This is a genomic window from Mesorhizobium sp. M0870 (assembly GCF_040319775.1).
In the GTDB taxonomy this organism is placed as follows: domain Bacteria; phylum Pseudomonadota; class Alphaproteobacteria; order Rhizobiales; family Rhizobiaceae; genus Mesorhizobium.
The window spans coordinates 1-22,136 of record NZ_JAMYOI010000046.1 but is presented as its reverse complement, the minus strand read 5'-3'; the positions used below and the strand labels follow the sequence as shown (position 1 = coordinate 22,136).

The following is a 22,136-nucleotide window of genomic DNA, read 5'->3' as shown; positions in this document are numbered from 1 at the left end:
CGAATTTGCCCGGGCGCACACGCGCGAGTGATCCTGGCCAGCCGGTCTCAAAGCTGGACACCGTCGCGATGCAATGGCGGGAAGGCGTCTACCGGATCCTGGCTCGGCACGATATCGTGCGAGCGCCTGAAGATCAGCCTCACGATGAGCACGAAGTAGCCGACCTGCAGGACAAGCAGCGTCGCTATCGTCCAGGCAAATGCCTCCCAGAAAGAGCCGGTGACCATATAGGTCCACACCGCGACAATGAGAGCCGTGGCTGACATTCCTACGAGAAACTGCCCAAAATACATGGTTTCCCCAAACCGCCGAAACCGCGCCGGTTCCAACCAGTCCCTGCTCATCCCATTTCCCGCGAACAACATTTCATTATTTTAGCAACTTCGCAAGTAAGCGGCCGATCGCCACTGCGCGCTTTCCATTGCGCGGCGACTTGGCAACGGTGGCGATCCGGCGCGCGGCGGCGGTGCCGGCGGGGCTGGGCTGACGCGCCAGCCGTCGAAAATCCAGAAGCACGCCCGCTCTTTGCACTTCGAGCAGGGGAACAAATGCCGGCACGCCGAGTTTCGCCTCCAGTTTTTTCAAGGAAAGGAGGCCGGCATGGCACCGCGCAACAAACCAAGCGCCGACATCGAAGATGACGCACCGCAGGCGGATGGGCCTACCATCGAGCAGCAGGATTGGGATGCGATCAAGGGCGGCGAGATCCTGCCAGAGTCCGTGCCGGAAAACGGCGACATGCGTTACGGCATCGAGAAAGACGGCGATCTGCCCGACGAGGACGACGATAACGCGTACCAGGACAGCGACGACGCCCTCCCCGATGATGAGGAAGAAGCCTCAATCACGCGCAACATGACTGCCTGTTGTTGAACTTGCCAAAGCCACATTTTCCATGCCCGGTTCGCGGGCAAATGTGCTTGGCCGGCTAAGTTTTCCGCCTAGGCATTATATCAGATTTACCTAAAATAGCGGAACATCCAAGGGACATTATCGGAACTGAACAAGGCCCCTTGGACTTTTGCGCACGACGGATAAGACCTTGGTCCTACAGGAAAAAGCAAAAGCCCGACGTGACCGATTGAAGCTTCCAACGAGGGAACATCGGGGCCGTGTTCGTCGTTTGTCGAAAGCGGCCCCGCCGGGTGCCATGCCTGGAGAACAGCGCGATGCCCCACCGATCCACCATCATCAAGACAGGCCATGGCCCAGGAACGGCGATCGCCGTGCTCATGGTTGGATTAACGGCGGTGGGCATCGTGTTCCTCCTACTCGGCAGTTCGCTCTATTTCAATGAGCAGCCTGCGGATCAACGTGCCCTGTCTTCGCCGCCCGCGCGATCGATACACGCGGCCGATAGCAAAGCGGCAAACTGAACGAGCAACTGCTGAGCGATAGCGAGATTGCCGCCGCGCAGGTCCTCCAGACTTAGGCCAGGAAGATCCGCCATTGCCGCTGCCTGCTGTGCGGCGGCCGTGCTGGTGATCATGGCAGCGAAGCGGACAGCTTCGGACGGTGTTTTGTCCACCGGCGAAGTTTTGGGTTGCTTGCATTAACATTAGATTTACCTAATATAATGGTGGCCGGCGACCGCCAGAAGTCGGCTGGCCCGGCGGCCTCCCTTTGCACCTAGCTGCCGGGCCATTTCTTGTCCTCGCCTTGCCGTCGTCGCCTTTGTGTGGCGCGGATTCATCTTCGCGCCGCTTCGCCACGTATAGCTTCAGCCTCGACAAACAGCCTCCGGCTCGGCAGCCGCAGGAAAGATGCGGACGCCGAGCCCATCGCACTGATCAAATCGCTAGGACGTGCAGGCTAGCTGCTAAAATCGAAGGACGACCGAAGGGCCACGTCTGCGATAGCACCGGACGCGACGGCGACCATGCCGCCAGTAACTGCGGCAGACCCGTCTCCAACGCCGCCCGTGCCGGCGCCGGCGCCAGCCCCGATCCCGATCCCAGTCCCGATCCCAGCGTCGATGGTCGACCGGCTGCACCTCCGCATGTGCACCTTCGTCGTCGAGGGCCTCTGCCTCAATTTCATCGAGAATGCCGTTTCCGGCGCCTGGAACACCGGCCGCTGCCTCGATCGGGCGAATTGCCCCTGCAAGGGCCGCTGCCCCGGCAATGCCAAACATCGCCGTCAAGAAGGATCGCCGATCCATAGTAACCTCCCAACGTTGCATAAGCTGAACGAAGCGCTCGGCTGCCGAATGAGCAGGCCGGCGCATGGTGAAAATAGAGGATTCGCCAGCCGCCGAAGCGGCTTGCGAATCCTATCAGCGCAGGAAGGGACGTTGCTGCGCCGATCGACGACATGTCAGCCAAGGACTATCCCCATCACCAGAAAGGTGACAGCTGTCGCGAAAATCGGTGCGAGCAACCAGCGCGCTTGGCCAACACTTTTGTCCATCTGTCTCTCCGAATTCCGGGAGACAAACAGCCATGAACAGAGAGCCGTTCCCGTCGGTAAGACCAATGCGCTCGCAGACCAGACTTAAGTCGCACGTCTCACCCGACCGAAGCCCCAGCGGAGGAACATTTTCATTTGGCTCAAGTTCAGTTGCCGTCAGCGTTGAACGATCCTGTCGTGCTGACTCGCAAGGAGAAACGGTATGAAAATGCACCTAATGGGCGCCGCAGCGGCGCTATTGCTGTTGGCCGGTGTCGGCGCCGTTGCCGCTCAGGACGTTGTCATTCAGCCTGAACAGGACACGGTCATCCGCGAGTATGTGAAGAAGCAGCCTCTCGCTTCGGTCAAGGTTCCCGGTGTGGAACTGAATATTGGTAGCGCGTTGCCTGACACGGTCGAGCTTCATGAAATCCCCGATGTCAAATACCGCTACGTGGTGGTCGACAACCGCACCGTTCTGGTGGATCCGGGCACCCGCAAGATCATCAAGGTCTACGACTGAATTTCGAACTGTCCAACCCGCCGCCAGCCATGGCGGCGGGTTGCCCAGCTTCCAATCAGGACGAGTGAAGATGACAAGCAGAGCTGTGACATCCCCTGCTTTGGGCGTTCGCCTGGCCGATCTCCAAGCCAGGATGCGTGATGCGCGGGTGACGGATGCCGAAATGAAAACCTTTCAAAAGGTCGCGGCCATCATGGAAGATCGTCATGGGCGGATCGATGGCGACGACCTGATTGCGGCGTCGTTCCTGGCCGATGCCGTCCAGGACCAGCAGACGCCTTGAGGGGCATCCCCAATAGCCAGGTAGACTTTTTGACTCCCGTACCGGGAAAGCGCGCCGAAAGTCAGCCGAATCCGCACTTTTGCCCCAGCCTATTCCGCTTTCGCGGAAGTTTCGAGCGGCGCGCAATGTGCAATGTTGCTAATGCGGCGGTACGAGCCGCCCTGGTTGACGCGGGCGCCCGAGCCATCCCAACAATGCGCCCCCCCGTCCGCGTCGACCACGGCAGCCGCCTGTCTTCTCTCGCGAAGTCCTCAAGCCGGCCCGCCTGATAATGCGCGCTGCGGCGACGGTCGGGCTTCAGCCGCCGACAAGCGCCTTTGTGGTCACCAGATTGACGCCGGCCTCGGCGAATTCGCCATTGTGCCTGAGGATGACCTGCTCGGCACTCTCGCTGGCATTGTCCAGCGTGCTGTGCGCATCGGAGACCACGGTCACGCCGAGCCCTCTGGCGATGGCGCCCTTGACCGTCGCGGCCACGCAAAAATCGGTCTGTGCGCCCAAGAGCACGACAGCACTCGCACCCTGACCGGCAAGCCAGTCGCCGAAGGCAGGATTGCTGAAAGCATTGCGCACGGATTTGGCGAAGGTCGGCTCGTCCGCCGCTTGGCCGAGCGCGGGCCAAACCGGCCAGCCCGGCTCATCCGGTGCCAACGGGTCGCCATCGGGTCCGTCATGCCTGATAAAAGCGACCTTGCGCCCGCCGCGCCGCGCCCAATCGATCACCGCCTTGGTGCGCTCGACAATATCAGGCGCATCATGGATCGGCTGCTCGTGCACACCGTCGAACATGCCGGTCTGGAGATCGATGACGATGAGCGGCGCATTGTCTGGGAGGCTTGGTGCTGGCATGGGTTTTACATAGCACGGCGGACAGGGTGATCAAGATTTCGCTCATTCCGGCGCGCCGGCAAACAGCACCACGCCGTCGCCGCCGGTGGCCGGCAGTCGCGGATGGTGCGGTCGTTGCCGCCGGTCAGCACCGCGCCGTCGGCGGCGAAGGCCACCGCATAAATCGGGCCGGTCTGCTGTCCAACATTGCGATCCGGTTGCCGCTATTGGAGGGCGGGCGCCTTGCCGCGCCTCCTTGGATTTATTGCAGTTTGCCGATTTCAGCCCGCATGGTTGACAGATGGCCGCAGTCTGGCATCATCGGATCGGGATTTTAGGAGAGTCTGATATGAAAAAAATCTATGTGAAGCCATCGTTCTTGAAAAAAGGCCGGTTGTCGGCGGTCACTGCGGCCAACGGCTCCTCGTTGCCGACACCGCAATAATTTCAGCGCCACCTGCTCCTGGCGCGTCCAAACCTCAACGCACCAGGATCAGGTCGTCCAACACCATTTGCCAATAGTGCTTCGTCGACAGGCGAACACGCGTTACAGCTTTGAGCATTGGAGCGTAGTGCAGCGGCGTTAGCGCCGACAGCGTGACCTCGTCGCTTGCAATCAGCTGCTCGCCAAGCCAGCTTTCGATCAGCGCCACCTCCCCTTCCGACGCCAGCCAGGCGGCGCTCAGCATGACCGAGTGAAAGCCGAACGGCCGTTCGCAGCTGAATTCGGCCGGCAGCCCGCTGCTGGTGTAGAGCACATGGTCGCCGGAAACATTGCCATTGACATAGCCCTGGCTGTCCTTGGTGAAGTCGCGGGCCATCGCATTCAGGTTGCGCCACGCCAATCCGGCATGGCCAGCCGGAATTTTCCTGAGACTGCGCGACGTCACATCGTCGAAATCGATCGTTTCGAGGGCGGCATCAGTGTCGATGCCGGCGCGTTGCGGCGACAGCAGGCCGAGATCCGCCGAGTAGGGCGATAGCGTCAGCCGCCGCGCCAAGCCGCCGCCGCTGACGCTGACCGTGTCGGCTTCTTCAGCCAGATCGAAGCTGAAGACGGCACCCGGCGCCAGTGCCCGCGTCTCCAGGACGTACCCATTCCCCGACACGGAGAGGGTCGCTGGTCCATCGCCGGCGACGCGCCCGCTGACGCGGCGCGGCGCTGCCAGACCGACCGGCAGCAGCATCTCCTGCGATACCATCCCGGCCGGCGAACCCGGCAGCGGCAGGAAGTGTCGGGACTGAATGTCATTTTCGCTTTTCGCCTGCCAGCCGGGCGGCACCGAAACCACAAAGCGCCAGTTGCCCGGCTTGCGGATCACTGCCTTTCTGCTTTTCACCGACATGGGAAAGTTGGCAAAGCCGGCATTGTTGGTGCGCGCGGACGCGGCGAGCTTGCCGGCTTCGTCATACAGCCGCACCATGATCCCGGCCATCGGCCGGTCTCCGGCGCCGTATTTGCCGTCGCGATCGACGTCGAAATAGACGAAGGACGAGTAATTGAGCATACCCCCGCGGGCGTTCCAATCGGTACGGACGGCATAGTCGGCAGCCGGATTGGTTAGCCGCCGTCCCTTGCGACGGCTGCGCTTCCGCCACAGCAGCCAGGACGCGACAGCAGCCGCAAGCACCACAATGGCGGCGGCCAGTATCTGGACAGCGCCCAAGTCAGGCATGGAGCCTCGATACATAAATCTCGTGGGGGGTTGCGTTCACGGGCGATCCGGCTGCGTTGGAGTACTTTGCCGACAGGTTATTGCATGTCGGCCAAAAGCGAACCCGGATTTGGGACAGCGACATGCATCAAGACAAAAGACTTAAAGCGCGTTGCAGGAATCCGTTCAAGCGCGACGCATGAAAGCAGTCGCCTTACTTCAATTCCACCCACACCGGCGCATGGTCGCTGGCGCCGTCCTCGCCGCGCACGTCGCGGTCGATGCCGGCAGCGGTCAGGCGGCGTGCCAGTTTCTTCGACAGCAGGATGTGATCGAGCCGGAGGCCGGCATCGCGCGGCCAGCGGTTGCGGCGATAGTCCCAGAATGTGTAAAGCGTTTCCTTCGGATGCTTCTTGCGCAGGGCATCAAGCCAACCCTGGTCGAGCAGGCGCTGGAACGACGCCCGGCTTTCCGGCTGCACCAGCGCGTTGTCGTCATAGGAGCGGGTGGCGTAGATATCGCGCGGCTCGGGCACGATGTTGTAGTCACCGGCCAGCACCACCGGCAGGCCGGTGTCGAGCAACTGTTCGGCATGCACCTCCAGCCGCGCGTGCCAGGCGAGCTTGTAGGCGAATTTCGGGCCGGGCTGAGGATTGCCGTTCGGCGCATAAAGACAAGCGACGATGATGCCGTTCACCGCCGCCTCGATATAGCGGCTCTGCCTGTCGGCATCGTCGCTGGGCAACGCATCGCGGGTCAGCACTGGCTCGGCACCCCGCGCCAGGATGGCAACACCGTTCCACGTCGGCTCGCCCTTCCACACCGCGCCATAGCCCGCCGCCGCCAATGCCGAGCGCGGAAACTGCATGTCGCGCGCCTTCAGCTCCTGCAGGCAGACGACATCGGGTTTCGCCGCAGCCAGCCATCCCAGCAGGTTTTCAAGCCGGCTGTTGATGTTGTTGATGTTGAAGGAGGCGATCTTCATCGCTTCAGGAAGCGACCCGACCCGACCACGCCTTCACCGTCTCGGCCAGCGTCTTCAGATGGTCGGCGGTCGAAAACCCCGAAACACTCTTGCGAGGCTTGAGATCGTGGTCGCCGTCCTCCAGCCAGATCACCTCGATGCGGTCGGAAAGGCCATAAGTCGCGACTTCGTCCCTGGTGCCGAACTCGTCGCGGGTGCCCTGGAAGATCAGCGTTGGCGTCTTTAGATCGGCGAGGTGTTTTGTCCGCAATTGCTCGGGCTTGGCCGGCGGATGGAAGGGATAGCCGAGGCACAGCAGGCCTGAAATCTCGCCCTTGGCAAACATCTCGTCGGCGACCATGGAGGCGACGCGCCCGCCCATCGACTTGCCGCCGATGATCAGCGGTCCCGTCACGCCCTTTGCCCTGAGGTCGGCTATCGCCTTGATATATTCCGGGTTGACCGTCTCGGCCCGCGGCGGTGGCTTGCGGTGGCCGTAGCGGCGCGCGGCCATGTAGTGGAATTCAAAGCGCGCAACCCGAAAGCCGGCCGCGGCCAGCGCCTTGGCGGTGGCGGTAATCGAGGGCGAATCCATCGATGCACCGGCGCCGTGGGCGAGCAGAATGGTGGTGGGCGCGGTGTCGGGACCGTCGAAGAGGAAGGCGGTCATGGGGCGGTCTCGCTGGAGAGGTCGAGTTCCGTCACACCCCCCTCTGTCCTGCCGGACATCTCCCCCGCAAGGGGGGAGATTGCGCGCTCAACCGCTTTCGCCAATCTCCCACTTTGCAAGAAGGAGCGGGACGCCCAAGCTTCCGATCTCCCCCCTTGCGGGGGAGATGGCCGGTAGGCCAGAGGGGGGTGTTCAAGCGCCAGCATCACTCACCCCGCCGCCCGCGCCAGCTGCAGATCCACGAACTGCACGCCCTTGGCTGCAACCCGTGCCCATTCGGACTCCGCGTCGAGTTCGAGATACCGCGCCCATAGCCGGCGCGCCTCCAGCAGATTGCCGGCGTCGAATTCCAGCCGGGCCAGATTGAACACCGGATCGGCATAGGTCTTGTCGAGCGCGATCGCTTTCTGCAGGTGCCTTCGCGCCGAGGCTTCGCGACCTTGCTCGCTCATCAGTCCGGCCAGGTTGAACCACGCCTCGACGAAGGCCGGGTCGAGTTTTATCGCATTGATATAGTCGTGCGCGGCGTCCGCCGCGTGGCCGCCGGCGCGCAGGCAGTTGGCGCGGTTGAAGGCGGCAATCGCATCGCTCGGATCGATGGCCAGGCAGCGCTGGTAGAGCGCGGCGGCCCCATCATTGTCGCCCTGCTCCTCCGCCGCTTCCGCCTCGGCGAACAACTCCTCTAGCGTGTCGTCACCCTCTGCCCCGGCTGTTCCGAGATCGAACAGCAACTGCCCATCGAGTTCGCTCTGGCCGCCTTCGAGATAGATGGCATCGGCGCGCCCATGCTGCGAGCCGACATTGAGCGACTTGGCGGTCAGCGACGCCACCGGGCCGGAGCGGTGGACGGAGCGCGCGATCGCCCCCCATGTCGCGCCGCCGGCGATGAGCCCGGCATATTTGCGCGCCAGGATCAGGTCGCGGAAGGAATAGGGTTCAACGTCATGCTCGAACGCATCGAACAGGCCGAGCAGGTCGAGGTCGGAGCCTGATAGCCGCGACTGATCGATCAGCGATTGCCGCGACAGCGAAGACGCTTCCGGTGTCTTCATCAGTCCGAGAAGGCGCAGGAATCCGTTCTCGCTGATCAGCGTTCGCCCGGCCGCGCGCTCGGCGGCGACACGGCGCTCGATCTCGGCATCGCCGTTCCTGGAGAGCCCGGCTTTGGCCAACAGTGTCCGGCCGAAGACGACATGCGTGGTGCGCCTGGTGATACCGCGCCGCAGCTGGCCGTGTCGGCGTTCCACTTCCCGCGCAGCCAGCCTGAGCGGAAAAGCCGCCAGCGCGCCTATCGTGCCAAAAACAGCGCCGGTCGGTGCCGTCATTTCTTGCTCTTGCCGACCGCCTTCAGCAGATTGGCCTTCAACGGATTTTCAGCAGCACCACCCGCTGCCGCCTTCTTCGCGGCGGGCTTGGCAACCTCGTCGGCCTTGCTTTTCGACTTGGCCGGCGGCTTCGATTGCGACAGGCTCGCCTTGAGCGCATCCATCAGATTGATGACATTACCGCGCTCGGGTGCCGCCGCGATGATCGGCTTGTGGCCTTTCAGCTTCTCGCGGATCATCGTCATGAGCGCCGCCTCGTAGCGGTCCTCATAGTTCTTCGGATCGAAGGTGGTTTCCTTCTGCTTGATCAGTGCTTCGGCGAGCTGCAGCATTTCGGGATCGGGCTTGCCGGCTGGGATGTTGCCGAAATATTCAGCCGTGCCACGCACTTCGTTCGGATTCCTCAAGGTGCACACGAACATGCCGTTCTCGCGCGCGCCGATCGTCACCACCCGCTCGCGGCTCGACAGCACCAGGCGTGCGATCGCCAGCTTGCCGGATTTGCGCATGGCTTCGCGCAGCACGGCGAAGGTCTCCTCCGCCATCGCGCCGTCAGGCGCCATGTAGTAGGGCGCGTCCTGATAGATGACGTCGACCTCGTCCTCGTCCACGAAGGCCTCGATGTTCATCGTGTGATTGGATTCGATGCGCACCGCATCGAGGTCGGCATCATCTATGATGATGTACTGCTTGTCCTCGTATTCGTAGCCCTTGACCAGATCAGCACGCTCGACGAGCCCCAATTCGGGGTCGACCGGTTTCATGTTGATGCGGTTGTGGGTCTTCTTATGCAGTTGGTTGAACGAGATGCGCTCGCTGGCGCTGGTGGCGGGATATAACCGCACCGGACAGCTGACGAGGCTGAGTTTGAGGTAACCTTTCCAACTTGCCCTGGGCGCCATGAAACACTCCTACGCGGCCATGCACTGACATTCACTGCAGCGCTTTTCGTCCGAAGGACGAACGAGGCTGCGCAAATCCTACACCGACCCCGCACAATACAGGCAAATCCCTGACGAAATCTTCCGCCACGTCTTTGAGGTCGTGGCGGAGAGAATAATTCAAATTGTCGGAAGCGTCGATGGCGTTGGGTTCCTCGCCCCGCAACGCTCTCCTCCATTTCATGGGGGCCGAGGAACCTAGTTCTTCAAGGTCGGCAAATCCCGCGCGAACTCGTCGATCTCGGCCCACGGATCGCCCGACGTCGCCAGCAGCCCCGGCAGGGAGGAATAGTTCAGATCCTGCGGCGCATCGATGGATTCGAGGTCGCTCCAACTGACCGGCGTCGAGGCCGGCAGATTGGTGCGGGCGCGCAGCGAGTAAGGTGCTGCCGAGGTGTGGCCGCGCGCATTGCGGTGATAATCGATGAAGATGCGCTTCTTGCGGTTGTCCTTGCCCATGGTGGTGGTGAAGGTGTCAGGCGCCGTTGCCGCCAGATGCGTGGCGATCGCGCTGGTCGCCTGGTGCAGCTTCTTCCAGTTCTGCGCGCCCGTCACCGGCACGGTGATGTGGATGCCGCTGCCGCCGGAGGTCTTGGCGAACGGTACCAGCCCCAGGCGCTCCAATTCGCCCTTGATGTGCACGGCGGCCTCGACCACCTCGCGCCATGAAATCCCTTCTCCCGGATCGAGGTCGAGGACGATCTGGTCGGGCCTGTCGAGGCTGGTGCGGTGGGTGCCCCAGGTGTGGAACTCGACGACGCCGAACTGCGCCAGCGCCAGATACCCTTTCGCGCCTTCGACCGAGAGATAGGATTTGGTCTCGCCCTCGGAATTCGTCGCCTCGAATGTCACCACTGAGGGCGGCATGCCGGTGAAGGCGTGGCGCTGGAAGAAGCAATCCTTCGGCAGGCCGGTCGGGCAGCGCACCAGCGACACCGGCCGGCCGAGGATGTGCGGCAGCATGAAGTCGCCGACCAGCGCGTAATAGACCGCGATGTCGAGCTTGGTCGGGCCGGTCTTGCCGAACAGCCGGCGCGTCGGGTTGGTCACCCAGATGGTGGCAAGGTCGGCCTCGGCGATCAGCCGCTTGCGTTTGGACGAGACCGGCGTCGACAGGCCGACATCCCTCAAACCGCGGAAGACGCCGTGGCGCAGTGCGTTGTCCGATGTGCGGTTGGCGTAATGGATGCGCGCCGACAGCAGCGGCCGCACCCAGTTCATCTCGCGCATGATTTCGCGCGGGACACCCTCGGGCGGGGTGGCGCCTTCCCGCAGCGGCTCCAGCCTGGCGAGCAACTCACCGGCGGTGGCGGCATCGAAACCGGTGCCGACCTTGCCGCGATAATGCAATTCACCACCCTCGAACTCTGCCATGCCGAGCGCCGCCAGCCCTTCGGCCGCATCGGAGATGGTGAAGCCGGCGATGACGAAGTCGTCCGACAGCAGTGCCTTGGTCTTGGTCCAGCTTTTGCTTCGGCCGCTCTGATAGATGGCCGTGGCGCGCTTTGAGACGACACCCTCCAGCCCGAGTTCCGACACCTGGTCGTAGAGCCCCTGCCCCGAACCTTCGACATGGTCGGAGAACTGGATGGCGGAATTGGCGCCGACGCCCGACAGCATCTGCGCCAGCAGCGCCTTGCGCCGGACCAGCGGCGCCTTGGTCAGGTCCCAGCCGTCGAGGTGGAGAAGATCGAAGGCGTAGAAATGGAGCTTGTTGCCGGCGCCCTCGGCCAGCGCATCCTGCAGCAGCGCGAAGCGGCTGATGCCCCGGGCGTCGAGCACCACGATCTCGCCGTCGATGATGGCATCGCGGCAGGGCAGCTTCGCGAACGCATGCGGCAGGTCGCCATAGCGCTTCGTCCAGTCGATGCCGCCACGGGTGATCAGCTTGACGACGCCGCCAGTGAGATGCGCCATGGTGCGGTAGCCGTCGAATTTGATCTCGTGCAGCCAGACTTGTTGGGTGTCGTCGCCATCGGGTGGTTTTGGCACCTGCGTCGCCAGCTGCGGCTCTATACGGGCAAGCATGGGGGCCTTGAACGCGCCCGGCAGCGTGCCGGGCTTCAGCGATCCCTGTCTGGGCGCAGGTTTGGCAGCGGGCTTCGCCGGCGCCGCCAGTTCCTCGATGCGCAATCCGGATTTGACGCTTTCCGGCCGGGCCGTGAGGATGTCAAGCGCGGTGTCGGCGGCGAGGTCGCGCTCCTTGAAGAGCAGCCAGTTCTTCTTGTTCTCATCTTCGCCGGGTTTCGGCTTCAGCCGGGTCAGCATCCAGCCGCCATTGAGCTTGTCGCCGGCCAGCCGGAACTTGAAGGCGCCGGTTAGCAAGCTCTTTTCGACGTCGTCCATCGGCGCCCATGTGCCGGTATCCCAGACGATCATCGGCCCGCCGCCATACTCGCCCTCGGGAATGACACCCTCGAAGTCGATATATTCGAGCGGATGATCCTCGGTCTCGACCGCCAGCCTCTTGTCGGCCGGATTGAGCGAAGGCCCGCGCGGCACCGCCCAGCTTTTCAAGACATCGCCGACCTGCAGCCGCAAATCGTAATGGTCTGCGGTGGCGTGGTGCTTGTGGACGACGAAGCGGTTGCCGTCGCTGCTGACGAGCCCGCCAACCGGTTCCGGCGTCTTGGCGAATTCGCGTTTGGCGCGATAGGCTTTGAGCTTTGGCGGAGTCGTCATCGCCAGGATCGAAGCACGGCGGCCAGGAACAAGCCAGTCACGCTCTCAATCGTCAGCGGCCGGCGTCAACTCGAGCTCCGCCGGCGACAGCCCTTGCTGCAGCTGGCTCAGCCGGAATTCGTCGACCCAATAGGCCTCGCCGTCGACCAGAACCCGGGCCTGGTAGGTGCCTGCCGAAAAACGCTGCGCGGTGATGTAGACCTTGTGACGATCGAGCGCCTTGCGCACCGCGGCGCGCTTGGAATTCTGACCTGTGACGGGACTGAACATGACACTGCCCTCGGTCGCCCTGACACGCAACGCGGCCGCTGCCGGCAGCCTGACGACTGGGGCCAAGGATGGCGGAGACGCGCCGTCCTGTCAATTTCGCGGACAGCGCAGGATGCGGCCCGGTCAAATTTACCAATCTTTTGAAGATGCTTGGGCCTTGGCCTGAATCAAGACGTGAAGCGCGCCGCCAAACAATCGCCCATCGCTGCCGCCCTGCTACGCGGCCGGCATGCCCGAATGAGCAGATTTTTGAACTTCCGTGCCGATGAGATCGAGTGTCGCCGCCGCAACATCGGCAACCTGGAGCCGCTGGACGCAATAGACCCCACCGGCGTTGTTTTCTTTACACAAACCTGGAGCGATGCATGGGCAAGGCATGGGCGGCTGGAGCGTCCGGTTGGGGACACCGAATGGGCCCCATTGCTCAGGCGACGTCAGACCGTACAGCCCCACCGCTGGAGTTCCGACAGAGGCCGCGATGTGCATCGGGCCGCTCTCATTGCCAAGAAAGATCGACGCTTCGGCCAACAATGCTGTCAAGACCTCAAGCGAGGCTTTTCCGACGACACTTGCGACCGGCGATGCTGCCACTTCAAGGATGCTTTGCGCGGCAAGCCCTTCATCCGGCCCACCAACGAGGAGGGATCGCAGCCCGGTTTTGGCGTATACCTCATCGATGACCGCAGCAAAATGTTGCGGCGGCCAGCAACGGCCTTCAAATCTCGCGCCGGCATGCACGGCCACATAGGACTTCTTCGCCAAAGCGTTTTCCGCAAGAAGCCTGGCACACTCTTCCTGGGCAGTCCTGGTCGGCTGCAGCCGAGGCGTTGGATCCTGATAATCCAACCCAAGGGCGCTGAGTGGAGACAGGTTCCTGTAGAGATAATGCGGTCCGCCATGTCCGAAGGTCGCGGCGAGCACGTTTGCAAGCTGGATTTCCCAGAACTTCATCGGATGCTCGGAAGGATCGAAGCCGACGCGAAGTGGAGCCCCGATCAAGCGATGCATGATCCGCGAGGTTTTTGAATCGGTAAGGTCGATGCTAAGATCGAATTTCCGACGCCGCAGATCAGAGATGACGCCACGATAGTCGCTCAAACGCTTGAGCAGAGTCCTTCCTCTGCCACGGGATTCAAAGCCAACGGCAACATCGGCGATCCCTTGCGCGACAATGAACTGCTTGAGACCCGGCGCACAAAGCATGGTTACCGATGCTTGCGGACAAGCAAGACGCAGATTGCGAACCAAAGCAGATGTCAGAACGACATCTCCAATGTACTTCGTTTGAATAATGAGGATGGAACGAATTCCATCCCCTAAACTTGCATCCATCGATATGATCTGCCGAAAACGCCAACTTAAAAAATCTGCCGAGGACACTCATTTCTGAACGGCAAGCGGCGCTTTCAGATATAGAGCCAACCAACCCAGTCAACAAGCTTGCCGGCCTTGGTGCCTCTTTACATCGGTCGTCGGCAAACGCTCGTACTCAGTCCTTCAATCGCCGCAAGCGGCGCGTCAGGCCCTGGACGGCCTTGAGCAGCCGGGGACGCGACCGCGTCATGCCTTCGACCCGGCTGCGCAGCAAAATGGCTGCGTTCGCAGCTCTGCCCCGCACCGTCACCGGTTCGCAGATCTCGGCCAGTACCGAGCTCGAGGCACCGATATGTCGCTTGTAGCCCTGGCCGCCGACCGACAGGTCGAAATAGTCGAAGCCCCGCTCGCATCCCCACATCATCAGCTTGCCCATCGTCGTCAGGCCGGGTGAGACATTGGCGACCGCATTCTGGTCGATGCCGAGCAGGAGGGCGTGAAGTGTGCCTTTTCTCACCAGCACATAGATGGAGGCAAGCCAGGCTTCACCGACGCGTAGTCCGAAGAGCCGCACCGATCCGTTGGACAGGCCTTGCAGCGCCGCGGCGCGGTAGAAATCGACGACCGGCGCCTGCGTCAGAAGGTCGAAACGCCCGAGCTCACGAAAACGCTTGAGCCGCAGTTCCAGCAGTGCATCCAGGAGCTCCTCGGTCAGGTCAGGCGTATCGGCCTCGACCAAAGCGAGGCCACCAAGCTGTTCGAAGCCGCGGCAATGCTTGCGGAAGGCCTTGGCGAAGGACGGCTTGCAGATTCGCTTGATGAGCGTCTCCGGATCGCCATGCAGGACGAGGCCGGAGGTGACCTGGATGGAGTCGCGCGCCACCGAAAGCAATGCCAGCGGATTGGCCACGCCGTGGACCTGCTGCGGAATTCCCGCGATATGGATGCGATCCGCCGATGGCAGCACGGCACGGACCGCTGCCCACATGGCGTCGGCACTCTGCCTGGTCCACGCTCTCCCATCCGCCAGCAGCGGCACCGCGTAGTCGCACACGCGGCAGCTCAGCCATTCGATCACGTGGTGGCCGAGAGCCCGGCGCCGCATCAGCGGCAGCAGCATGGCCGGCGCGCCGGTCACGGCGTCACTCACCTCGACGAGGACCAGATCCGCGTCTTTGGGCATCAGCCGTGCGGCGATTCCTTCGACCCAGGCATAATGCTGGTGGGCAGTGCAGACGCCGTGAGCTTCAAGGAGCAGCCATAGCAGCCTTACGGTGTCGAAGCTGGTGTGCAGCCGAGCCGTGAAGTGCGCGGTTGCATCAACGTTGGCGACAGTCGGGGAAAATGGCCCACCGGGCAAATCCCTTATCGGAGTCGTTCCCGCCGCGTAGCTTGCCACATGCTTCTCCCGTCATTCTGATCCCCCACGCAGGCGCCGCAAACCCCGCATCAGTCCCTGGAGCCTCTTCAGCAGCCGAGGTTTGGAGCGCACGAACACCTCGGCCCGGTTGCGGATCTCGATGGCTGCGCTCACGGCGCTGCCTCGCACCGTAATCCCGTGGCAAAGCTCGCGCAGGCCCGAACCCAAGGCACCCATATGTTCCTTATAACTCTGGTTGCCTACCGACAGGTCGAAATAATTGAAATCGCGCCCGCGCGCCCAGCTCATCAACTTGCCCATGATCAGAAGTCCCGGCGAGACATTGGGCACCGCGCCCTGATCGATTGAGATCAGCAGAGCATGAACGGTGACTTGATGGATCAGCAGGTATTGGACCGCGATCAGAGCTTCACCAACACGCAACCCGAAGAGCCGCACCGACCCATCAGACAGGCCCTCGAGAGCGGCGTTTCGATAGAAGTCGACAACCGTCGCCTGCGTCAGCAGGTCGAAGCGGCCCAGTTCGCGAAAGCGGCTGAGCCGCATCCGGACGAGGCCGCCGAAGATGACCTCCACCAGGGCCGGTGTGTCGGCTTCGACCAGTTCCACGTCGCCAAGCCGTTCGAGGCGGCGCCAGTCCTTGTTGAAGGCCTTGACGAAGGATGGCCGGCATAGGCGCTTGAGGACGGTTTCCGGGTCGCCGTCGATGGCGAGACCGAAGCTGGTATGCAGGGAATCGCGCGTGGCCGCGAGCAAGGCCAGCGGATTGGCGACGCCGCTGATCGATTGCGGAATTCCCGTGATCTGGATGCGGTCCGCCGGCGGCAGCACGGAACGCACCGCGGCCCACGCGGCCTGCGCCGATTGCGTCGTCCACGGGCTGGCATCGGCCAGCAGCGGTGCCGAATAGTCGCAAACGCCACAGCTCAGCCATTCGATCACCCGATGGCGGAAGGCCGGTCGCCGTATCAGCGGCACCAGCATTCGCGGCGCACCCGTGACGGCATCGTTTACCTCCACGATGAGCAGTTCCGCACCTTGCGGCATCAGCCGCGCAACGATCCCCTCGGCCCAGGCATAATTCTGGTGGGCGGTGCACACACCGTCCGTCTGGAGGCGCAGCCAGAGCGGCCTCACCGCTTCCAGGCTGGTGTGGAGCCGCGCCGTGTAGGCATCGATGGCGACGACGGTGGCCGGATGGGAGGACTGGCCATCGGGCGAGCCGGCCACCGCAGCAATTTGCACCGCCTGGACTGCCATGTTTTTTCCTATCGCTTTGCCGTAGCGAACGGCAGCGTGCGCCGCCACGCGCCCAACCGGCTGTCGCGCGCCTCATCGGGATGCTCGATATTCCACATGCGGTGATGCGCGAAATACCACGATGCCACGAGCACGAACATCTCCGAGACGGCGGAACCCAACAACGCCCACGGCGGAGACGCGATTGCCAGCAGGGCCGCGATCAGCGCCAGGCCGACGACCGCGCCGCCCGTGGTGATGAACGCGACGATCCGAAAATCGCCGAGTATTTCAAGCACGATGCGGGGCATGATATAGAGCATGATAGGGACAAAATTTGCGATCACGAAAAGCCCGATGAACCAGGTCGAAGCGTCTTGGAGAGCCTGGGATTTTATCATCGGCAGGACGAACATGATCGCACATCCATAAGCAAGGCCGCCGAGCCCCATGACGAGCGCCCAGATCTTGGCCTGCGTCCAGACACGGCCTGTTTCATTGTTCCGTATCAGCCTGGCGAGATCCGGCTGCGTCATGTTGACGAACGCAAGGCTGATGATGCGCAGCGGAGCAAACAGCACCAGAACCGCCGCCAGAGGTGCGTAGGCGGCAGGACCGGCAATGCCGGCGACCAGCAGCGCCAGACATTGACCCTGGATGTTGGTGGTGGTCGCGCTGAATGCCGACCAGCGCAGCTGGGGCCAGAGTCTGACATAGCGTCGCCGCGTCGGCATGCGGAAGCTGATGCGAAGCGAGCGCCGAGCCAGCCGGACCAGGACGAAAATGCCGAACACATTTGCCGCGGCTAGTGCATAGAACACGGTCTGCAGCGGGTCTTGGACCAACCATATCGACAGCCCGGTCAGGACACAGCCGGCGACTGTAAAAGCGCCATCGCTGACGGAGACGACAACTTGCTGGCGCCGTGCGAAGAAAGCCGTGCGCATATGGCTGCGCAACGACCAGGCACCGACGAAGCAGCCGGCGGCAATTCCGCTTGGATCGCCAAGAACATGCATCAGGACTGCCGTGCCGACGGCCATCAGCAAAGCCACGATCAGCGCCGCCGTTCCGAACGCCACGTCATAGGTGTCGACGCCGGCGCTGTTGGTGCTCTTGCTCATCCAGATGCTGGCGGGAACGGCGGTGAGCGACCTGATATAGGACAGGCCGACACCGCCCATCACCATGCCGATGGCGAAGAGGCCGTAGCCCTGCGCCGACAGCATGTGCAACAGCATGATGTTGAGGGCAAAATGAAAGCCGCTCTGCATCGCCTCACCGCCGATCATCAGCACGAGGCGTCGAACCAGATGGCTCGGAAACGCTAACTTCACGGCCGCGTCTCCGCTTCGCGGGCAGCAGGCACCCTGCCCGGCCGCGCGATGGTCGTCTTCAGCTTGTCGGCGGCGATCGCGGTGATCGCCGCAGCCGCGACCGGCTCGCTGAAGATTGCCTCGTAGCGCGCGCGCCCGGCAGCGACAAACCCGCGCCAGGCCTCAGGGGCGAGGATGATCTCCTGCAATTTCGCGCCAAGAGCTGCTGCGTCGCCGGGCGGAACATGCCAGCCGGTCTCCCCGTCGCTGACCACTTCCACCAGCCCGCCGATCGCCGACACAAGTGGCGGCCGGCCGTAAGCCATCGCCTCTATGGCGACGCGGCCCAGCGATTCCGGACGCCGCGACGGCACGGTGACGATATCGGCCCATCGATAATGCTCAGAGGGGTCGGGAATGAAAGGCAGGACTCTGACGCGCCCAGTAAGCCCCATGGTTTCGACCAGTTCGGCAAGCGCATGCTCGCGCTCAGTGCTTTCGAAGGCGCCGCCGACCAGCCGCACCTCGATCCTCGCCTGGAGTTCCGCCGGCATCGAGGCGATCGCCTCCAGCAGGATTTCCTGCCCCTTGATCCGGTTGATACGGCCAAGCAGCAGCACCCGCAATGGACGCTTGCCGTCATATGTCATCGGTTCGACCGCCGCCGGCCCGGCAACACCGTTGTAGACGACATACGCACGCGCCGCCTTGGGATCACCAAACGCGGCGCGTGTCGCGTGTGAATTGAAGATCAGATCCGCGTGGCTCCAGCGCATCAGGCCGACAAGTACCCTGCGCATGGCGCCTTCGGGGATTTCGTGGATGTGCAGGACGGCCTTATGGGGAAGAAGGCGTGCGGCCAGCGCGTAGTCGGCCACGATCGAGGTGTTGACATAGACGAGGTCGCAATGCTTGAGGCGCCGCCACGCCCTGAACACGGCAACCGGCAATCGCGCCATCTCGACGGTCGCAAGGCGCGCAATGGCCTGGCGCCTCAGCACCCAGAGCGGTTCGAAGACGATCCGGCTGGCATGCGCTTCCAGAATCCGCACGATCGGCCCGCTACGCGGCAAAACCACTTCGATGTCGGCCGACGGAAACGCGGCGCGCAACGCGGCAACGCTCTCCGCGAAGCTGCGGTCAGAACCATAGAGTTCATAACCCTGATGAACGCAGGCAATCCGCATCTTTATATCCCGCCGGGTGCTACAACCATCGCGCTGGGCGATTGTGGCAGAAGCCCGTCCGCAAGAATCATGCCTGGTTCGAAACGTCCGACTATCGGTTGATATATCCGACTATCGGTTCGATACGCCCGACTGCCGGCCGTACGCCCCAGGCATTGCTTCGTTTCGATACAGCTACGCACAGAAGGGTTGACCGAGAATGAAACAACCATCGGCTTCAACACCGTTTTTTTACAACCCCGCGCGATGATCCCTCGCAGGGTACCGAAATCGGGAGGTGGCACGGAAGTTGCCACCTGCTCATTATAAATTAAGCAATATCTAATATATGAGACATGTGAAAGTGCCGCCGGCCATGAAACCAGAAACGCCCGCCATTCTGATCCTGGGGACCCGCGGCATACCCGCGGCCCATGGCGGCTTTGAAACCTTTGCCGAAAAACTGGCGCTGTTTCTTGTCGGGCGAGGTTGGAAAGTTGGCGTCTATTGCCAAGATGAGGTCGAGCGGATCGACCAGAGGGTGCGCAGCGAAACCTGGCGCGGCATCGAGCTCATTCACATCCAGGTCGCCTCCAAGGGACCGCGCGCGACGCTGGAATTCGACTGGCAATGCGCCCGCGACGCCGCCCGGCGACCGGGTGTTTGCCTGGTGCTCGGCTACAATGGCGCGGTCTTCCTGACCTGGCTCAGGCTGAAGCGACGCAAGATCTTCACCAACATGGACGGCATCGAGTGGCGCCGCCCAAAATGGGGAATGGCGGCGCGAACCTGGTTCTGGGTCAACGAATGGATCGGCGCATGGGCCTCGCATCGGCTGGTCGCCGATCATCCCGCCATCGCAGATCACCTGGCGACACGCCGGCCGCGCAGCGCCATCGCCACCATCGCCTATGGCGCCGATCCAGTGGCATCGGCGCCCGAGGCGCCGGTGCGGGCGCTCGGCCTCGAGCCCGGGCGCTATCTCATCTCGATCGCGCGCATCGAACCCGACAACAACATCCTGCCGATCGTCGAAGCTTTTTGCTCCGCCAAGCGCGACATGAAGCTGGTGGTGCTGGGAACGCTGTCCGACGACATCCCCTATCATGCCGCCATCCGCAAGGCGGCGAATGGCTCGGTGGTCCTGCCGGGCGCCATCTACGACCATGCGACGGTCAAGGCGCTCAGATACCACGCCCGCGCCTATCTGCATGGCCACACGGTCGGCGGCACCAACCCCTCGCTGGTCGAGGCGCTGGCGGCCGGCAACATGGTGATCGCCCACGACAATCCCTACAACAGATGGACCGCCGGGGCTGCCGCGATCTACTTCACCGACAAGGACAGTTGCGCCAAGCGGATGCAGCAGGCGCTGGACGATGATGCCCTGGTCAAGGCCTGCAGCGTTGCCGCCAGGGCGCGCGCCCGCGAAGCCTTTCGCTGGGACGATGTCCTGCTTGCCTATGAAAATGAGGCCTATCATTTGCTCGGCATGACCGCCGCCAAGACCACCGCGATGGATCACGCATCGCCAGGAACCGTATGACAGGCTGGTCGCGCCGGCGGGTGCTGCGGACGGCGCTGTCCACCGCGGCGGCTCTCGGCTCGCTCCCGATCGCACCAATCGCTCGCGCAGCCGCCGGGCCGCGATTTCGGCGCGGCGTCAACGCCTGGCCCTGGTTCTCGCTGACGCGCGAATTTCCCGCTCCGCGCACCGACTATGACTGGCCGCCCTTCCAGTCGCAACGGCCGGTGCCGACCCCGGACGACCTGCGTCGGCTGCGCAGGACCGGGCTCGATTTCATCCGTCTGCCTGTTGATCCCGGCCCTTTCCTGGCCGCCGACGCCACCACGCGCGGCCGGTTGCTGGACATGCTGGACGCGGCTGTCACGGCCACCCTCCACGCCGGTCTCGGCATCATCGTCAACATCCAGGCCAATGCCGCCACCCATTATTGGAACCCCGACCGCATGGTCTCCAGCACCGCGGCGCCCGCCTTCGATCTCTACCGCGGGCTGGTCGGCGAGCTTGCCGGCAGGCTGGCGCGGTTCCAGCCCGGCAGGGTGGCGCTCGAGCCGGTCAACGAGCCGGCGCAGGCCTGCGCGTCGAACGTCTGGTCGCAGATCCAGCTTTCACTTCTGACGGCGGCAAGAGCCTCGGCCGCGACCCTGCCGCTGGTCGTCACCGGCGGCTGCGGCTCGATGGTGAGCGGACTGAACGCGCTCGATCCGGCACCGCTGTCCCCGTTCGAACCGATCCTGTTCACCTTCCACTTCTATGAGCCCTATCTGTTCAGCCATCAGGGGGCACCTTGGATGCGCGAGCCCGTCTACCGGTCGCTCAACAATGTGCCGTGGCCGGCATCCGCCGGCTCGCTGCAACAGACGCTGGCATCGGTCAGGGCGCGCATGGCGCAGGACACCGAAACCCCTGAAGACGCCAAGCAGGCAGCCTATGCCGAGACCGAGCGTGTGCTGAAAGTCTATTTCGACGCCCGGCCCGACCGCTGGTTTGTCGACAAATATCTTCGCCAGGTTCGCGACTGGGCCGACGGCCACGGCCTTGCGCCGGAACGCATCATCATGGGCGAGTTCGGCGCGCTGCGCACCGACGCCCGCTATGTCGCCGCGCCCAACCCGGATCGCGGGCGCTACATCGCCGATGTCAGGCGGAGCGCCGAGGAACTCGGCTTCGCCTGGGCACTGTGGGATCTCTTCGACGGCATGGGCATGATGGACGATACCACCCGGGCGGTGGACCCGGCGGTGATCGAGGCGCTTGGCTTGGTTATACCGGAGTAGGTCGGTTGAAGGCTACCACCAGTGGCAATCACTGACCTCAGGGATTAGCCGAAAGCCACCCTCTCTTCGTCATCCTAGGGCGGAGCAAGGAGCGAAGCGACGCGGCGCAGACCCTAGGATCCATGCCGGGACATTGAAGCGTCGCAGCGGTGAATAGCTCGACCGGCCGGAGCGCTTCTACCGATGACCAATCTCGGCCAAGACGGGAAGCGCGAGACGCTGGGTCTGCACCGCCGCGTCCTTCGATCTCCGTCGCGGCATGGATCCTAGGGTCTCCGCGACGGAGCTTCGCTCCTGCTTCGCCCTAGAGCGTTTCATATTTTGACGGAAGCGTAGCCTGCGTTTTCGAAGTAGTTCTTGCATTCGGCTGCCTCGATGGTTTCGACGAG

Annotated in this window: 21 protein-coding genes; 5 read left to right on the top strand and 16 right to left on the bottom strand. The window is 63.1% G+C overall.

Translation table 11 applies throughout. The features are described 5' to 3' along the window. Positions 1 to 47 precede the first annotated feature (47 nt). Positions 48 to 266, bottom strand: a complete 219-nt coding sequence (locus NKH97_RS31510) for an exopolysaccharide production repressor protein (RefSeq protein WP_245486367.1) — start codon at positions 264 to 266, stop codon at positions 48 to 50. A 103-nt stretch (positions 267 to 369) separates the two neighbouring features. Beyond that, a complete protein-coding gene (locus NKH97_RS31505; protein ID WP_023813333.1) occupies positions 370 to 585 on the bottom strand; it encodes a hypothetical protein in 216 nt (71 codons plus the stop codon). 15 nt (positions 586 to 600) lie between these two features. On the opposite strand from NKH97_RS31505, the gene NKH97_RS31500 reads away from it, so the two are divergent. Then, positions 601 to 873 (top strand): hypothetical protein, encoded by a 273-nt coding sequence (locus NKH97_RS31500; RefSeq protein ID WP_352799688.1) that lies wholly within the window; start codon positions 601 to 603, stop codon positions 871 to 873. Positions 874 to 1,309: 436 nt separating this feature from the next. On the opposite strand, the gene NKH97_RS31495 is transcribed toward NKH97_RS31500, so the two are convergent. After that, on the bottom strand, positions 1,310 to 1,528 hold the full coding sequence (locus NKH97_RS31495) for a hypothetical protein (protein WP_352799686.1): 219 nt from the start codon (positions 1,526 to 1,528) through the stop codon (positions 1,310 to 1,312). A gap of 1,083 nt (positions 1,529 to 2,611) precedes the next feature. Here NKH97_RS31495 and NKH97_RS31490 point away from each other — a divergent pair. Together NKH97_RS31490 and NKH97_RS33385 are read left to right on the top strand one after the other, a co-directional pair. Then, a complete protein-coding gene (locus NKH97_RS31490) occupies positions 2,612 to 2,911 on the top strand; it encodes a DUF1236 domain-containing protein (RefSeq protein WP_352799684.1) in 300 nt (99 codons plus the stop codon). 70 nt (positions 2,912 to 2,981) lie between these two features. Continuing rightward, positions 2,982 to 3,194, top strand: a complete 213-nt coding sequence (locus tag NKH97_RS33385) for a hypothetical protein (RefSeq protein WP_502897115.1) — start codon at positions 2,982 to 2,984, stop codon at positions 3,192 to 3,194. 297 nt (positions 3,195 to 3,491) lie between these two features. Here the strand turns inward: NKH97_RS33385 and NKH97_RS31485 are convergent, their stop codons facing one another. From NKH97_RS31485 to NKH97_RS31425, 13 genes are all read right to left on the bottom strand, one after another. After that, a complete protein-coding gene (locus NKH97_RS31485; protein ID WP_352677627.1) occupies positions 3,492 to 4,043 on the bottom strand; it encodes an isochorismatase family protein in 552 nt (183 codons plus the stop codon). A 458-nt stretch (positions 4,044 to 4,501) separates the two neighbouring features. After that, positions 4,502 to 5,698, bottom strand: a complete 1,197-nt coding sequence (locus NKH97_RS31480) for a hypothetical protein (RefSeq protein ID WP_352799682.1) — start codon at positions 5,696 to 5,698, stop codon at positions 4,502 to 4,504. Between the two features lie 193 nt (positions 5,699 to 5,891). Continuing rightward, positions 5,892 to 6,662: an exodeoxyribonuclease III gene (locus NKH97_RS31475; protein WP_352677619.1), complete on the bottom strand. Its 771-nt coding sequence runs from the start codon at positions 6,660 to 6,662 to the stop codon at positions 5,892 to 5,894. Between the two features lie 4 nt (positions 6,663 to 6,666). Continuing rightward, on the bottom strand, positions 6,667 to 7,311 hold the full coding sequence (locus NKH97_RS31470) for an alpha/beta hydrolase family protein (RefSeq protein ID WP_352799680.1): 645 nt from the start codon (positions 7,309 to 7,311) through the stop codon (positions 6,667 to 6,669). Between the two features lie 209 nt (positions 7,312 to 7,520). Beyond that, complete coding sequence (locus NKH97_RS31465) at positions 7,521 to 8,636, bottom strand: tetratricopeptide repeat protein (RefSeq protein WP_023813320.1); 1,116 nt, start codon at positions 8,634 to 8,636, stop codon at positions 7,521 to 7,523. Continuing rightward, the gene (gene ku / locus NKH97_RS31460) at positions 8,633 to 9,538 is read right to left on the bottom strand and encodes a non-homologous end joining protein Ku (protein WP_024501732.1); all 906 of its coding nucleotides are present in this window, start codon (positions 9,536 to 9,538) and stop codon (positions 8,633 to 8,635) included. The genes NKH97_RS31465 and ku overlap by 4 nt, the downstream gene beginning before the upstream one ends. Positions 9,539 to 9,775: 237 nt before the next feature. Further along, positions 9,776 to 12,259: a DNA ligase D gene (gene ligD / locus NKH97_RS31455; protein ID WP_352799677.1), complete on the bottom strand. Its 2,484-nt coding sequence runs from the start codon at positions 12,257 to 12,259 to the stop codon at positions 9,776 to 9,778. A gap of 45 nt (positions 12,260 to 12,304) precedes the next feature. Further along, positions 12,305 to 12,529 (bottom strand): hypothetical protein, encoded by a 225-nt coding sequence (locus NKH97_RS31450; protein WP_023813316.1) that lies wholly within the window; start codon positions 12,527 to 12,529, stop codon positions 12,305 to 12,307. A gap of 216 nt (positions 12,530 to 12,745) precedes the next feature. Beyond that, positions 12,746 to 13,861 carry a glycosyltransferase family 9 protein gene (locus NKH97_RS31445; protein WP_352799674.1) on the bottom strand — a complete coding sequence of 372 codons (1,116 nt, stop codon included), beginning with the start codon at positions 13,859 to 13,861 and terminating at the stop codon, positions 12,746 to 12,748. A gap of 157 nt (positions 13,862 to 14,018) precedes the next feature. Further along, a complete protein-coding gene (locus NKH97_RS31440; protein WP_352799672.1) occupies positions 14,019 to 15,242 on the bottom strand; it encodes a GNAT family N-acetyltransferase in 1,224 nt (407 codons plus the stop codon). Positions 15,243 to 15,254: 12 nt separating this feature from the next. Then, entirely contained in the window at positions 15,255 to 16,484 is a 1,230-nt protein-coding gene (locus NKH97_RS31435) for a GNAT family N-acetyltransferase (protein ID WP_128305557.1), read from the bottom strand. Between the two features lie 8 nt (positions 16,485 to 16,492). After that, positions 16,493 to 17,800: an MATE family efflux transporter gene (locus tag NKH97_RS31430; protein WP_128305556.1), complete on the bottom strand. Its 1,308-nt coding sequence runs from the start codon at positions 17,798 to 17,800 to the stop codon at positions 16,493 to 16,495. Then, positions 17,797 to 18,966 (bottom strand): glycosyltransferase, encoded by a 1,170-nt coding sequence (locus NKH97_RS31425; protein ID WP_128305555.1) that lies wholly within the window; start codon positions 18,964 to 18,966, stop codon positions 17,797 to 17,799. The genes NKH97_RS31430 and NKH97_RS31425 overlap by 4 nt, the downstream gene beginning before the upstream one ends. Before the next feature lie 355 nt (positions 18,967 to 19,321). On the opposite strand from NKH97_RS31425, the gene NKH97_RS31420 reads away from it, so the two are divergent. Both NKH97_RS31420 and NKH97_RS31415 read left to right on the top strand, forming a co-directional pair. Continuing rightward, on the top strand, positions 19,322 to 20,491 hold the full coding sequence (locus NKH97_RS31420) for a DUF1972 domain-containing protein (RefSeq protein ID WP_352776247.1): 1,170 nt from the start codon (positions 19,322 to 19,324) through the stop codon (positions 20,489 to 20,491). Then, positions 20,488 to 21,747, top strand: coding sequence for a glycoside hydrolase family 5 protein (locus tag NKH97_RS31415; RefSeq protein WP_352799669.1), 1,260 nt, complete (start codon positions 20,488 to 20,490; stop codon positions 21,745 to 21,747). The genes NKH97_RS31420 and NKH97_RS31415 overlap by 4 nt, the downstream gene beginning before the upstream one ends. Positions 21,748 to 22,136 lie beyond the last annotated feature (389 nt).